Annotated in this window: 15 protein-coding genes; 9 read left to right on the top strand and 6 right to left on the bottom strand. The window is 43.9% G+C overall.

The window, feature by feature from the left end:
* Positions 1-22 precede the first annotated feature (22 nt).
* From L1D37_RS00145 to L1D37_RS00125, 5 genes are all read left to right on the top strand, one after another.
* Positions 23-328 (top strand): chaperone NapD, encoded by a 306-nt coding sequence (locus L1D37_RS00145; RefSeq protein WP_017058194.1) that lies wholly within the window; start codon positions 23-25, stop codon positions 326-328.
* Positions 325-2814 carry a periplasmic nitrate reductase subunit alpha gene (napA, locus tag L1D37_RS00140; RefSeq protein ID WP_239846433.1) on the top strand — a complete coding sequence of 830 codons (2490 nt, stop codon included), beginning with the start codon at positions 325-327 and terminating at the stop codon, positions 2812-2814. Before L1D37_RS00145 ends, napA begins: the two co-directional genes overlap by 4 nt.
* 110 nt (positions 2815-2924) lie before the next feature.
* Complete coding sequence (locus tag L1D37_RS00135; protein WP_017062614.1) at positions 2925-3386, top strand: nitrate reductase cytochrome c-type subunit; 462 nt, start codon at positions 2925-2927, stop codon at positions 3384-3386.
* Positions 3387-3415: 29 nt separating this feature from the next.
* The gene (locus L1D37_RS00130; RefSeq protein ID WP_170964248.1) at positions 3416-3997 is read left to right on the top strand and encodes a NapC/NirT family cytochrome c; all 582 of its coding nucleotides are present in this window, start codon (positions 3416-3418) and stop codon (positions 3995-3997) included.
* Positions 3998-4008: 11 nt separating this feature from the next.
* Positions 4009-4146, top strand: a complete 138-nt coding sequence (locus tag L1D37_RS00125; RefSeq protein ID WP_010430103.1) for a TIGR02808 family protein — start codon at positions 4009-4011, stop codon at positions 4144-4146.
* 175 nt (positions 4147-4321) lie between these two features.
* Here the strand turns inward: L1D37_RS00125 and phaC are convergent, their stop codons facing one another.
* The 5 genes from phaC to L1D37_RS00100 all read right to left on the bottom strand — a co-directional run bounded on the left by phaC (position 4322) and on the right by L1D37_RS00100 (position 9937).
* Positions 4322-6148 carry a class I poly(R)-hydroxyalkanoic acid synthase gene (phaC, locus tag L1D37_RS00120; protein ID WP_239846432.1) on the bottom strand — a complete coding sequence of 609 codons (1827 nt, stop codon included), beginning with the start codon at positions 6146-6148 and terminating at the stop codon, positions 4322-4324.
* Between the two features lie 75 nt (positions 6149-6223).
* Positions 6224-6571: a phasin family protein gene (locus L1D37_RS00115; RefSeq protein WP_239846431.1), complete on the bottom strand. Its 348-nt coding sequence runs from the start codon at positions 6569-6571 to the stop codon at positions 6224-6226.
* 121 nt (positions 6572-6692) lie between these two features.
* The gene (locus tag L1D37_RS00110) at positions 6693-7904 is read right to left on the bottom strand and encodes an acetyl-CoA C-acetyltransferase (protein ID WP_239846430.1); all 1212 of its coding nucleotides are present in this window, start codon (positions 7902-7904) and stop codon (positions 6693-6695) included.
* A gap of 26 nt (positions 7905-7930) precedes the next feature.
* On the bottom strand, positions 7931-8671 hold the full coding sequence (locus L1D37_RS00105; RefSeq protein WP_239846429.1) for an SDR family oxidoreductase: 741 nt from the start codon (positions 8669-8671) through the stop codon (positions 7931-7933).
* Between the two features lie 585 nt (positions 8672-9256).
* Positions 9257-9937: an SH3 domain-containing protein gene (locus tag L1D37_RS00100; protein WP_239846428.1), complete on the bottom strand. Its 681-nt coding sequence runs from the start codon at positions 9935-9937 to the stop codon at positions 9257-9259.
* Between the two features lie 96 nt (positions 9938-10033).
* On the opposite strand from L1D37_RS00100, the gene L1D37_RS00095 reads away from it, so the two are divergent.
* Both L1D37_RS00095 and L1D37_RS00090 read left to right on the top strand, forming a co-directional pair.
* Positions 10034-10609 carry a hypothetical protein gene (locus L1D37_RS00095; RefSeq protein WP_239846427.1) on the top strand — a complete coding sequence of 192 codons (576 nt, stop codon included), beginning with the start codon at positions 10034-10036 and terminating at the stop codon, positions 10607-10609.
* 270 nt (positions 10610-10879) lie between these two features.
* Entirely contained in the window at positions 10880-11122 is a 243-nt protein-coding gene (locus L1D37_RS00090; protein ID WP_146490726.1) for a hypothetical protein, read from the top strand.
* A 170-nt stretch (positions 11123-11292) separates the two neighbouring features.
* Here L1D37_RS00090 and L1D37_RS00085 read toward each other — a convergent pair whose 3' ends face one another.
* Positions 11293-11751 carry an Lrp/AsnC family transcriptional regulator gene (locus tag L1D37_RS00085; protein WP_239846426.1) on the bottom strand — a complete coding sequence of 153 codons (459 nt, stop codon included), beginning with the start codon at positions 11749-11751 and terminating at the stop codon, positions 11293-11295.
* 149 nt (positions 11752-11900) lie between these two features.
* Between L1D37_RS00085 and L1D37_RS00080 the strand changes: the two genes are divergently transcribed.
* Positions 11901-12830 (top strand): DMT family transporter, encoded by a 930-nt coding sequence (locus tag L1D37_RS00080; protein ID WP_239846425.1) that lies wholly within the window; start codon positions 11901-11903, stop codon positions 12828-12830.
* A 146-nt stretch (positions 12831-12976) separates the two neighbouring features.
* Positions 12977-13441 carry an exoribonuclease R gene (locus L1D37_RS00075; RefSeq protein WP_239846424.1) on the top strand — a complete coding sequence of 155 codons (465 nt, stop codon included), beginning with the start codon at positions 12977-12979 and terminating at the stop codon, positions 13439-13441.
* Positions 13442-13470: the final 29 nt, after the last annotated feature.

Genomic DNA, 13470 nt, shown 5'->3' with positions numbered 1-13470 from the left:
ATAAAAATAACGAGAGCAATTTATGGCACTAAATGAAGTGCATATATCAAGTTTAGTCGTGCATGTGAGCCCAGAGCATCTCAATGAGATCAAAGCAGAGATCGAGCAATTCGATAACGCTGAGATCTACGGAGATAGCCCTGAAGGCAAAATCATCGTGGTCCTAGAAACCGAAAACCAAGGTTTTGTAACGGACACCATCGAAGCAATAAACAACATTAAGAACGTTTTAGGGACAGCTTTGGTTTATCACCAAATCGAAACTGGACTAGAAGAAACGGATTTAGAAACTGGAAGCAACAATTCTCAACTTGAGGGTGAAGTATGAAAATGACAAGACGTGCGTTTGTGAAAGCAAACGCAGCTGCATCAGCGGCAGCCGTTGCAGGTGTAACACTACCGGCAACAGCAACCAACCTGATTGCTAGCTCTGATCAAACAAAAATCACGTGGGATAAAGCGCCTTGTCGTTTTTGTGGTACGGGCTGTTCGGTACTAGTAGGTACTCAAAACGGCAAAGTGGTTGCAACTCAAGGCGACCCAGAAGCACCGGTAAACAAAGGCCTTAACTGTATCAAAGGCTACTTCCTTTCAAAAATCATGTACGGCAAAGACCGTCTAGAACAGCCTCTTCTTCGTATGAAAGATGGCGAGTTCCATAAAGATGGTGATTTCGCACCAGTATCTTGGGACAAAGCTTTCGACGTGATGGCTGAGAAATGGAAAGCATCTCTTAAGAAGAACGGCCCAACAGGTGTTGGTATGTTCGGTTCTGGTCAGTGGACAGTAATGGAAGGCTACGCAGCCGTTAAGATGATGAAAGCGGGTTTCCGTTCAAACAACATCGATCCAAACGCTCGTCACTGTATGGCTTCTGCGGTAGGTGCATTCATGCGTACCTTCGGTATCGATGAGCCAATGGGTTGTTACGATGACTTTGAACACGCAGACGCATTTGTACTGTGGGGTTCAAACATGGCAGAAATGCACCCAGTACTATGGACTCGTATTACAGACCGTCGTCTAAGCCACCCACACGTTCAAGTAAACGTACTGTCTACTTACTACCACCGTTCTTTTGAGCTTGCAGACACTGGTTACATCTTCAACCCTCAGTCTGACCTTGCGATTGCAAACTTCATCGCAAACTACATCATCCAAAACGATGCAGTGAACTGGGACTTCGTGAACAAGCACACGAACTTCAAGCAAGCAACAACAGACATCGGTTACGGTCTTCGTGACGATGATCCTCTACAGAAAGCAGCAGCAAACCCTAACTCAGGCGCAATGACTGCAATCTCTTTCGAAGACTACAAAGCGTCTGTTGCTGAGTACACAGTAGAAAAAGCATCTGAAATGTCAGGTGTATCTCAAGATGACCTGATCAAGCTTGCTAAGCAATACGCGGATCCAAACATCAAAGTAATGTCTCTATGGACAATGGGGATGAACCAACATACTCGTGGCGTTTGGATGAACAGCCTTGTGTACAACATCCACCTTTTAACAGGTAAGATTTCTACTCCAGGTAACAGCCCATTCTCACTAACTGGCCAACCATCTGCGTGTGGTACAGCTCGTGAAGTAGGTACGTTCTCTCACCGTCTACCTGCAGATATGGTGGTTGCTAACCCTAAACACCGTAAGATTGCAGAAGACATCTGGAAACTTCCAGAAGGCACTATCCCAGCAAAACCTGGTAAACACGCTGTTGCTCAAGACCGTGCATTAAAAGACGGTACGATCAACGCTTACTGGGTAATGTGTAATAACAACATGCAAGCTGGTCCAAACATCAACACTGAGCGTCTGCCTGGCTACCGTAACCCAGACAACTTCATTGTTTGTTCAGACCCGTACCCAACAGCAACAGCTCAAGCGGCTGACCTTATCCTTCCTACAGCAATGTGGATTGAGAAAGAAGGTGCTTACGGTAACGCTGAGCGTCGTACACAAGCATGGTACCAACAAGTGAAAACGGTAGGTGAAGCTAAGTCTGACCTATGGCAAATCATGGAGTTCTCTAAACGCTTCACTATTGAAGAAGTTTGGGGTGAAGAACTGGTTGCGAAAATGCCTGAGTACCGTGGCAAAACCATGTACGACGTGCTTTACAAAAACGGCAATGTTGATGCTTTCCCTCTGTCTGAAGCTCAAGAGCTTAACGACGATGCACAAGCACAAGGTTTCTACGTTCAAAAAGGTCTATTCGAAGAGTACGCAGCCTTTGGTCGCGACCACGGCCACGATCTAGCACCATACGATACTTACCATAAAGTACGCGGCCTACGTTGGCCAGTTGTTGACGGTAAAGAAACACTATGGCGCTTTAAAGAAGGTTCAGATCCATACGCTAAGAAAGGTTCTGGTTGGGACTTCTACGGCAAGCCAGATGGTAAAGCACTGATCATCAATGCTCCATACGAAGCGCCACCTGAAGTACCAAACGATGAATACGATATGTGGCTATGTACAGGTCGTGTTCTTGAGCACTGGCACACAGGTACTATGACTCGTCGTGTACCAGAACTTTACAAAGCAGTACCGGATGCACTTTGTTACATCCACCCTGCTGACGCTAAAGCTCGTGGTCTTCGCCGTGGTGATGAAGTTCTTATCGAAAACAAACGTGGTGAAGTTCGTGTACGTGTTGAAACTCGCGGCCGTAACCGTCCACCACAAGGCTTGGTATTCGTACCATTCTTTGATGCAAGAATTCTGATCAACAAGTTGATCTTGGATGCAACGGATCCTCTGTCTAAACAGACGGACTACAAGAAGTGTCCAGTTAAGATCACTAAAGTCGCTTAAGCCTAGGCTTAGAGAGACGATCTTAAGTATCTAATATTGCGGCTACTTTTTTCACACTTTAGAAAAAAGTAGTCCTCTCAAAGAATTAGCCTTTAGGCGGAGAAATTAACATGAAAAAACTGATTACTGCCCTACTATCAGCTGGTCTTTTACTAGCTGGTGCAGTTCAAGCTGAAGCTGAGCTGGATAATCCAGGCGGCATTGGTGGCGTAGAATCTCTACGTGGTGCAAGTGAACTAGAAGCAACTCGCGCAGCGGACGACTTTAAAAAGTTCCCACGCGACCAAGTGCTAGAGAGCGATTACGTATACCAACCACCATTGGTACCTCACACAATTCGTAGCTACGAAGTTTCTTTGAACGCAAACAAATGTCTGTCTTGCCACAGCTGGAAAAATGCGAAAGAAATGGGTGCAACTAAGGTGAGTGTAACTCACTACATGAACCGTGAAGACGCCGTTCTTGCTGATGTGTCACCTCGTCGTTACTTCTGTCTGCAGTGTCACGTTCCTCAAGCTAATGCAAAACCACTAGTTGAGAACGAGTTCAAACCTGTAGATTCACTGCGTTAATCGTAGCCGGACTGTAAGAGAGGCTATACATGATAAAATTACTTAAAGCGTTTTGGAAAAGACTCGCGACACCAAGTAAAGCAGCGGTAGGCGTTGTTTTATTCTTGGGTTTCTCGGGCGGTCTTTTGTTCTGGGGTGCATTTAACACAGGCATGGAAGCAACCAACACAGAAGAATTCTGTTCTGGCTGTCACGCTCCTATTGTTGAAGAGATCCAAGAGACGATTCACTACTCTAACCGTTCAGGCGTTCGTGCAATCTGTTCAGACTGTCACGTACCGCATGAGTGGACTGATAAAATCGTTCGTAAAGTTCAAGCATCAAAAGAGCTATATGCGCACTTTATTTCTAAGACGATTGATACGCCTGAGAAATTCAAAGAGCGTCGTCATCACTTAGCAGAGCGTGAATGGGCTCGATTGAAAAAGAACGATTCACTTGAGTGTCGTAACTGTCACCAGTTCGATTACATGGACTTCTCAGAGCAGAGCCCTCGTAGTGCGAAACAGCACTCGACAGCGCTAGCTTCTGGTGAGAAAACGTGTGTAGACTGTCACAAAGGTATTGCACACAAACTACCAGACATGCACGGCGTTGAAGGCTGGCAATAAGGAGCGATTGAATGAGTACTTTAGAAAGCGTAATTTGGCACATCCTAGGTTACAGCGCTATGCCAGTTATCATTCTGGGCGGCTTCGCAGGTGTTGCAGCCGTATCTCTTTGGATTTTATCTATGGGTAAAGACAAAGAAATCGATTAAGAATCGAGATTGCGTTAACTTTTTCCAGTTATGCTTGAGATAAGTTGACACTAAAAAGCCACTGAATTCAGTGGCTTTTTTATTATCTGGCGTTTCTGTTTATTGCTCGGGGGATGATGAAACCTTAGTAAAGCGACATCGCAGCTAATATAAAGAAAGCCTTATATAACAAAACCTAGGCTTCGTTTTTCGGAGCTTCTGTGTCAGCAGGCTCTTTATCGACCGCTTCTTTATCAACAATCGGCAGCACCTGTTTTACATAGTTACCCGGAGCCTTGCCAATCACAGGATTAAGCTCAGAACCTTGATTGAAAGGTTCGATTTTCTCGTCAGTCTCAAAGCCCTGTAACCACTGATCCCAGTGTGTCCACCATGAACCTTCATTATGGCTCGCGTTTGATAGCCACTCATCAGCTGAATCATCAAGGTTGTCATTCAACCAGAACCCGTACTTCTTCTTGTCTGGATGATTAACAATACCTGCGATATGACCCGACTCACCCAGAACAAACGTTTTGTTGCCACCTGTGTTCAAGGCACCACGGTAAGTCCCCTGCCATAAGGCAATATGGTCTTCTTTGGCTGAGATGAAGTAGCTCGGTATTTTGATCTTATTCAAATCAATCCAAACACCACCTACTTTCACGCCTTTGTCTTGTACGAGTTTGTTCTCAAGGTAAAGCTCTCGCAGCAAGAAATTATGACACTTGGCAGCCACGTTGGTGCTGTCACTATTCCAGTACAACAAGTCAAACTCCATTGGGCTGCTGCCTTTTAGGTAGTTATCAATGTAGTAGTTCCAGTACAAACTGTTTTCACGAAGCAAACTGAACGTCACGCTCAATGAGCGACCATCCATATAGCCTTTGGCGTCGTTCTGTTTCTCGATCGCGTTAATGATCGTTTCGTTGATATATGCGCCAACCTCACCCGGCTGCGAGAAATCCAACAAGGTCGTAAAGAAGGTCGCGGTTTTAATGCGCTTCTTCATGCGTTTCGCCGCATAGTAAGCAACCGTAGAGGCCAATACCGTGCCGCCGATACAGTAACCCGCCGCATTGATCTGCTCTTTACCTGTAATGTCTTCAATCGCCGCGACCGCTTTCACTACACCTTCCGTGACATAGTCACCGAATTCTTGGTCTTTCTGAGCCTCGCCCGGATTACGCCAAGACATCATGAACACACTATGCCCTTGCTCAAGCAACCAACGTACCATCGAGTTCTTTTCACGAAGGTCAAGAATGTAGTACTTATTGATGAACGGCGGAACGATCAACAAAGGCGTCGCATTCACCTGAGGTGTCTTTGGATAGTATTGAATAAGCTCGAACAGGTCGTTTTGAAAAACAACATCACCTTCAGTATTTGCAACATCAACACCTAATCGGAAGGCGTTATTGTTGGTCATACGAATCTTGAGGATATCAGCACTCGCTTCAACGTCTGCTTGTAGTTGCTCTAACCCATCAAGCAGGTTTTCGCCATTTCGCTCAAGCGTCAGTTTCATCAGCTCTGGGTTAGTCGCAATGAAGTTGCTTGGAGAGAGAGCATTGATGGCCTGACGAGAAAAGAACGCCACACGCTCTTTGGTTTTTTCATCAATACCTTCAATAGAGTTGATGGTATCGATATAGCTTTTGCTGAATAACAAATAAGATTGCTTGATAAAGCTGTAGAACGGGTCGTTTTTCCACGCCTCATCAATAAAGCGCTTGTCGCTACGATCTTCAGCTATCACACTCTCGGTGTTGCCCATCAGCGCGGCATTTTGCCAGATCTTGAGTTGCTGTTCCCACCATTGGGATTGTAACTGAAGAAGAACAGCGGGTTGGTTAGCGGCTTGCTCGAAGATTTTTGATGCGTCATCAAAATTCAGTTCTTGCATCGCTTGATTGAGGGGAGATTGCGCGGCTTCCTTGTTTTGTTCAAAGTTATCCCACCATTGCTGGTTTGTTTGTTGAAGTTTAACAAGGTAGTCCGAAAAGAAGTGTTGAAACATAACATGACTCCAATAATCGGAAAATCGCCACCGAGCCTCACAGTAAACACTGTGCTAACTCGATGGCGATTAAATTTATGCAGGTGTAACTGTTTTCAAGTTTTCAGTTGTTAGTGTTTCAACATCTTCTTTGAATTCTTTAGCCACTGATTGAAGCTTAGAGCTGTCACTCATCATCTGTTGAGACAGTTGAGTTAGCGCTGCTAGCTGTTGGCTATTGAATGCAGTTAGGCTGTTTACATCTTTGATGTCGCTTACTGCTTTCATTTGTGCAAGACCCATGTCCGTGTAAGTCTGCATCGCATTCATTTGCAGTTCCGTCATTGTTTGGACGTTCTTTGCAACCAACTTGTTGAACTTGAAGTACGGTTCAAATTGCTTTTCAGTTTGGTCAGTAATTGTTTTGAAAATATCCGTGTACATAAGTAACTCCTGATGAATACATAGTTTAGTAATACAAGTTTAGGTAACGTCTTTCTACGAAGGCTCATCATTGAGATAAGCGACTTCGATAAATTGTCAAGCTGCCACAGGCAAGTCGGGGTTAGCCTTCAATACCTTTAAGCAAAACAGCGGTTCCCATTCCTCCACCCACACAAAGTGAAGCAACACCATAAGTTGTCTTTTGTTCGAGCATCTCATGGATAAGTGAAACAATGATTCGATTGCCTGAAGCTCCTAGAGGATGGCCTAGCGCGATCGCTCCACCATTCACATTGACCTTAGGTTTGAACGCTTCTAGAGGCAGGTCGTGTTGCTCAGAAAGCTGATACATCACGCCAAGCGCTTGTGCTGCAAAGGCTTCATTCAGTTCGAATAAATCGATCTCTTCGAGCGTTAGTTCAGCTTTGTCGAGTGCTTTCGATACAGCTTCTACAGGACCTAAGCCCATAATTTTTGGGTCTAAGCCAGATTGTGCATAGCTGCTTAGTTCAACCAGTGGTGTTAGTCCGTATTTCGCGACTGCACTCTCTGATGCCAAGATAATTGCACTGGCGCCGTCATTGATACCTGAAGCGTTGCCCGCCGTTACGGTTCCTTCACGGTCGAATGCCGGACGAAGCTTTTGTAGGCCTTCGAATGTTGCGTCAGATTTCGGATACTCATCAGTATCAAAAGTGACAGTCTGTCTGCGTTGCTTCACTTCAACGGGCACGATTTGCTCTGTGAATTTGCCTGCTTCGATAGCCGCGACCGCTTTCTGTTGGCTTTCTAACGCATAGTTATCTTGAGCAAGGCGTGAAATGTTCAACGCATTCGCGATGTTTTCAGCCGTCATGCCCATGTGGTAGTTGTTAAACGCATCCGTTAAACCATCACCTACCAACAGATCTTTCATCGAAATGTCGCCCATCTTGTGTCCGTTACGAATACTTGGCGGAACCACAAAAGGGATTTGAGACATCACTTCGACACCGGCAGCAACCACCACTTCAGCGTCTTGCGCCTTAATGTGCGCCGCAGCGTCCATGACTGACTTCATGCCACTGCCACAAATCATGTTGACGCCGTACGCTGGCGTTTCTTCTGCAAGCCCTGCGTAGATTGAAGCTTGACGCGCTACGCCCATGCCTTGCCCAGCAGAAATAACGTTACCGACGATCACTTCATCAACCGCATCTAGCGGAAGGTCTGCAGCTTCTAATGCACCTTTAATCGCGACCCCAGCTAATTCGCCCGCTGACACGTTCTTAAGCGAACCTGTAAATGCGCCAATGGGTGTACGCTTTGCTGCAACAATAAATACTTTTTCCATCATTCCATTCCCTTGAAGTTCACCGATTAGTGCATGTACAAGCCGCCATTCACAGACAGAGTCTCGCCTGTAATGTACGCACCGGAATCACTCGCTAAAAAGCCCACTGCATCTGCAATCTCAACAGGTGTAGCCAAGCGCTTCATTGGGATTTGGTTCTTGATTGAATCAAGGACTTCAGGCTTCATTTGCTCAACCATAGGTGTTGCTGTGTAGCCAGGGGCAATCACGTTCACTGTTACGCCGCTACGAGCGCCTTCTGCAGCTAACGCTTTAGAGAAACCAATCATTCCCGCTTTAGCCGCCGAGTAATTAGTTTGCCCGAATTGACCTTTAAGAGCGTTCACTGAAGAAATATTGATGACTCGGCAGTTGCCCTTTTCGCACATAGGCGCAAACAGAGGCTGTGTTACATTGAAAAGACTGTTGAGGTTAGTCTCAATCACCTCTTTCCATGCTTCCGCGTCCATCTTTTTAAAGACGCTGTCACGCGTAATGCCTGCATTGTTTACCAACACATCAACCGTGCCTTCTTCTTCCAACAACTTGCTTAAGCTCAGTGCACATTCAGCGGTGTTAGTTACATCTAATTCAAACAGTCTCACTTGATCTTCAGTGAATTGTTTTTCATTAAACCAATCTAATGCACATTGATAATTCCCAGTAAAATAGGTCGCGATCACACGATATCCATCCGCGACTAATTTCGAAGATATTGCTGATCCGATACCGCCTTTTGACCCTGTAATTAAAGCAAGCTTTTTCATTAATGGTTCCATCCCTTACAAGCAATTAAATAACAATGGTGTTAATAAGATAATGTCTTATTTGATAATTAAACTTTACGTTTTGCTTTAATTAAACCCTACATCTCAAAATCAAAAAGTATTATTACAAATACAAAATATTTTGATGTTATGACTCAAAACTTGACTTGCATCTCAAAACCCATGAAATGTTATGAGCATGTAAATAGCGGTAACTCGCTGATATTATGTGGATTTATTTAATTTCAATTATATCACCAAGTCGATAAGCCATTGTTTACATTAAATAAAATAATGTTCTTTAACTTATTTCAAGAATAATGCAACATTGAAAAATTAAACAATTGACGGTGCAAATAATAATCAGACCATTATTTCTTATTAATAAATCTATCGAAGCTAACCTATATCGAGTTCAATATAATTCAATGCTTAAATTCATAGTAACTAACCGTTTGATTAGGATGATAAAAACAAATGGGCAATAAAAAGCCCACTCTCACAGAGAGTAGGCTTTCGGTCTAAATCAATAAATAGAAAGGTTAATCGCTATTAATACATCTAATATTAATAACGGAGTGGATCTTACTTAGTAAATATTTCATTTGTATTTACATCCAAATAAATTTTATTTTCAAGAGATAAACCACCGCAATAGATAAAATAGACATCTCGGTCACTGTACTTCACCGATTTAACCCAACCGCCTAATTCTTCGAAATCACTTGGGGCACATTCGCCTTCAGAGATCAGCTTCGCGACCGTATTACGAAACTTCTCTTGATGGATCTTAAGGTCATCGGATTTAACCAAGTAAGAATCCAATATCTCTTTATTTTCTTTCTCAGAAATAATCACTTCGTCGTTAGATAAGCCCGACATCGAAACCCATTCAGCAGTCTGTGGGCCCCCTTCTTTTAAGACGATGTAATCTGAGATGCGAGCCCAATCACCCTGCTTCTCTAATACTTCGACTTTTTCGCCTTTATAGAGGTAATCAGTTATCAAGCCATCAACTTCTGGCTGTTCTACCACTTCTAGTTTTCTATCTTGAACGTAAAACTCTGTCTGTTCTGGCTCAGGTTTAAGTTCCATGATTGGTTCTAGATCTGCGTCAGACTGTGGAGCAACTTCTGCAACGGGCTCTTCAATTTTTTCTGGTGGTGTTGGGTCTTTTTTCATAACGAAGAAGTAATACGCAACTCCTCCTCCGCCCAGTACTAACAACACAAGTAAAGCGATCAGCGCTTTTTTCATCAAATCCACCAGCTCTTCCGTTTTAGGTATGGTTCAAGTGTACATCAACTCATGCTGTCACTCATCTATACTCTCTAATGAGAACAAGGTAAGTCGAGGAAAGTCATGCGTTTTTGGGTGAAGGTTATAATTGTGGGTGTACCTTTAAGTACTAATATTGCGTTCGCAAGCCATTGTGACCGTGAAAACTGGCAAATATTGTTGGATCGTCAATTGGCATTTGAAGGGCGTTACAATCAATACACCAAAGAATTTAACCAAGTTCTCTCCACCTATGACTCCCAAACCCTACTCTCTAAACATTTCACCGAAACACAGATCATTGAGCTTTGGGCAAAGTACGAAGAAAGGTTTAATGTGCAGCTCAAAAGTCATATGAATACCGCTTATGATGTGTCTGAGGTTTTGCTCAAGCAAGCATACGTTGTATCTACAGAACTTGAAGGGGCTCAGTCGCTCACTCGTTCATGGCAGGCTGTCGCTAAGCATTGCACAAAGGCCAAGCTTCCGCGCCAATCAGAGAGCGCACAGGTGCATGTGGCAAGCTCACAATCACTTTCTCAAGATCTCCATACACTCAGCGAAAAATTCCGCCAGCTGTCATCAAAGTATCGTCAAGAGGCCACTATGATAGATGAAGCGCGCCACTCAAAGTCCTCGCAAAATGATGTGCCAAACTAAAATCCAAACCCTACTTTCACTGCTTTTTGACTGGATTTATTGTGATAACGAACTAGCGTTCTAACCAAAACACTCCCCTAAATCGTTAATCAAAGCTTTATCAATAAGTTGTGAAACTAATGTGCTAACTATCAACAATAAAGTTCAATTTCCAATCAATGCAAGCGAGTATGTGAGATATTCATCACAAAATAGATTTACAAACGCCAGAAAATTGTTATCATGAATCTTCATATAACTTAATAACAAGAAACATTTTGGCTAGGTAATATGCAAAAAACTATGGCTTTCAACTGCTTGAGTAACACGGAATGGACTGCAGAGATAAGAGGTAAACTTTTATCTGTAGCTAAACACATGGAAGAGTTCGGTTCAGTAAGTGAGCTAGAGCTATGTAAGATATTTGGAGAAACAATTTGGAATGATGGTGTGGATTACCATTCACATGCTTTTTCATTCAGAATTAATGCACAAACTGGGGATTGTTCAATCTCTCACTTTAAGTATCACTAAGTTTTGCACCTATCATATACGGAGTACCTTTCACGAGGTGCTCCGTTTTTTATTGCCGAGAGTTTGTCATTTTGTGGAAGATCTTTTGTCACCTTCGCATCCCTATTCAAAGATCAAACCATTTCGTTTTCAGCTCACTCTACTCGATAACACTCACCCTTTCCCTCTGCTTAGTCGGTATAAATAGGGAGCGGCGCGTTCCCTTTCACTTGTCTTATCGCGAGATGAGTATGGATGTCTTTAACGTTAGAGAGACGCTGAAGCTTTCTGGTAAACGCTTCATAGGCCATCAGGTTCGGGCTAACGACTTCTAACAGATAATCATAAGCGCCAGACACCACATGGCAACTGATCACCTCCTCCATCTCGACAATGGCACCTTCGAATTTATCGATCGACACTTCTTGGTGATTGTTTAAGCTCACCTCAACAAACACACTCATCGCCACACCCACCTTTTCTCGGGACAAGCTCACGCGGTAACCGTCGATAATGCCTTTTTCTTCAAGCCTTTTGATACGCCTCGCGCAAGGTGACGGGGATAAGCCGACTTCATCAGCTAACTCTGCCGTGGTCAACCTGCCGTCCTTTTGCAATAACTCGAGAAGATGTCTATCAATTCTGTCCATAGTGAAAGCCATTCATTAGTTAAATTCGTTAACGATTGAAAGAATATTAGCAGAAATCATCAACGTTAGGGCAAATTAGAATGAAACTTGCCAACTTGAGGCGCGAGCTCTCCCTCATAATGAGTCATCATTCACTTTCATTGTTTATTATGAATCTTGGCTACCTATCTATTACTGTTACGTTACTCATCTGGGCAAGCTTTTTTCTTTCTCTAAAAGGCGGCGCGAATTCAGCTTTAACACCTGCAGATATCGCACTCACACGCTTCCTTATTCCCGCCTTGGTACTATTACCTTTGGTGTGGAAAGCGCGTAGTACCATTACAGCTGTGCCTAACCGTTACTTAGCAGGTATGTTTGTCGGTAGTGGCCTGCCTTATCTGCTGGTTGCAGGCACAGCGATGCAATTCGTTCCGGTTTCTCACGGCAGTGCTTTAGTGCCCGGAACACTCCCTCTGTTTGTTACCGGGATTGCGGTGCTCTTTTTCAAGCAACCACTCAGCCGCCACCGAATCGTTGGCCTAACTTTGGTGCTACTTGGTATTGTGTTGTTCCTTGGAAGCAGTTTGAGTAGCTTCAATTTTGAATACACCAAAGGTCACTTGCTGTTCCTGTGCGGGAGCTTGATGTGGGCAACCTTCACTATCTCCGCTCGTGTTGCCAACTTAGATGCTTTGGTCAGTGCGGGTTTCATTTCTCTCTGCTCTACTTTGTTATTAGTGCTTCTTGTCCTAACAGAAACGCTCCCTAGTCACTTAATGGATGCCCCTATCGCTCAATGGCCTTTCGCAGAGCTAGCCATTCATTCAATGGTACAAGGTGTTGGAGCGGGTTTGATTGCCGCATTCACTTACCTATATGCGGTGAATACCTTAGGGGCTGAGCGTTCTGCTGCGTTTGGAAGCGCGACACCTGCCGTTGCGACACTATTGGCGATTCCACTGTTTAACGAAGTGCCAGATACAATGACTTGGGTTGCCCTTGGTTCTATTTGCATTGGTAGCTTAGTCGCGAGCAATATCTTCATGAGAAACGACCAATCCATGCAATATCAGCCGCCAAGTCATAGCAAAGCGTAGCGCTGTTAATGTTCACCATGTCCACTAGTTTTCTGGTACATGGCATCCAGATAAGCCTACAAAGATAGGCTTATCTAAAATCTGCTTTTTCTAAGCTCGCTTCTCCATTAAACTGTCCGACCTTTTTGCAGATTCAAGAGAACACCATGCAACGCGACTACACCTTAAATTGTTTAATCACCATGCCTCGCCATGAACTAGAAGAATTTAGTTTAAGAATGATCCATCGCCTTGTTCCTGAAGACGCAATGACAGAATTGTTCACGTTCGAACAAGAAGAAGTGACCAGCGAAGAGCGCATGCAGTCGGCAAAATTCGATGCGATGCTACGAATGACAGCTATTGCACTTGGCGAAGTTAACCTAGCGTTTTCTGAGTCGGACAATTCACAACAGAACATTGAGCGTATGACTCGCCTACTGCTTTGGCACTTCTACTCAATCTCTTTCAACCTTGAAGAAGCTATTGCGATTGAAGTGCACTGCGAGAAAGTAGATAAGATCTTAAAGAACGCACCTAAAGATGCATTCGGTTGGGTTAAAGAGTTAACTGAGTTGCTTCACTTCTACGCAAAAGTGAATGAAGGTAACGAAGAGAAGAAAGACGCATAACCTCACTTAATCTTTAGCTAGCTGCAATT

The organism is Vibrio sp. Isolate33 (assembly GCF_022397895.1).
GTDB lineage: Bacteria > Pseudomonadota > Gammaproteobacteria > Enterobacterales > Vibrionaceae > Vibrio > Vibrio pomeroyi.
The sequence above is the reverse complement of the archived record's forward strand: the minus strand, read 5'-3'. Positions and strand labels throughout refer to the sequence as shown.

What these genes read in the sequence shown, in the direction of transcription:
- L1D37_RS00085 (WP_239846426.1), bottom strand. Translation starts at nt 11,751, where the DNA reads ATGGACAGAATTGATAGACATCTTCTCGAGTTATTGCAAAAGGACGGC.
- L1D37_RS00095 (WP_239846427.1), top strand. Translation starts at nt 10,034, where the DNA reads ATGCGTTTTTGGGTGAAGGTTATAATTGTGGGTGTACCTTTAAGTACT.
- L1D37_RS00145 (WP_017058194.1), top strand. Translation starts at nt 23, where the DNA reads ATGGCACTAAATGAAGTGCATATATCAAGTTTAGTCGTGCATGTGAGC.
- L1D37_RS00135 (WP_017062614.1), top strand. Translation starts at nt 2,925, where the DNA reads ATGAAAAAACTGATTACTGCCCTACTATCAGCTGGTCTTTTACTAGCT.
- L1D37_RS00080 (WP_239846425.1), top strand. Translation starts at nt 11,901, where the DNA reads ATGAATCTTGGCTACCTATCTATTACTGTTACGTTACTCATCTGGGCA.
- L1D37_RS00115 (WP_239846431.1), bottom strand. Translation starts at nt 6,571, where the DNA reads ATGTACACGGATATTTTCAAAACAATTACTGACCAAACTGAAAAGCAA.
- L1D37_RS00125 (WP_010430103.1), top strand. Translation starts at nt 4,009, where the DNA reads ATGAGTACTTTAGAAAGCGTAATTTGGCACATCCTAGGTTACAGCGCT.
- phaC (WP_239846432.1), bottom strand. Translation starts at nt 6,148, where the DNA reads ATGTTTCAACACTTCTTTTCGGACTACCTTGTTAAACTTCAACAAACA.
- L1D37_RS00130 (WP_170964248.1), top strand. Translation starts at nt 3,416, where the DNA reads ATGATAAAATTACTTAAAGCGTTTTGGAAAAGACTCGCGACACCAAGT.
- napA (WP_239846433.1), top strand. Translation starts at nt 325, where the DNA reads ATGAAAATGACAAGACGTGCGTTTGTGAAAGCAAACGCAGCTGCATCA.
- L1D37_RS00110 (WP_239846430.1), bottom strand. Translation starts at nt 7,904, where the DNA reads ATGGAAAAAGTATTTATTGTTGCAGCAAAGCGTACACCCATTGGCGCA.
- L1D37_RS00090 (WP_146490726.1), top strand. Translation starts at nt 10,880, where the DNA reads ATGCAAAAAACTATGGCTTTCAACTGCTTGAGTAACACGGAATGGACT.
- L1D37_RS00075 (WP_239846424.1), top strand. Translation starts at nt 12,977, where the DNA reads ATGCAACGCGACTACACCTTAAATTGTTTAATCACCATGCCTCGCCAT.
- L1D37_RS00105 (WP_239846429.1), bottom strand. Translation starts at nt 8,671, where the DNA reads ATGAAAAAGCTTGCTTTAATTACAGGGTCAAAAGGCGGTATCGGATCA.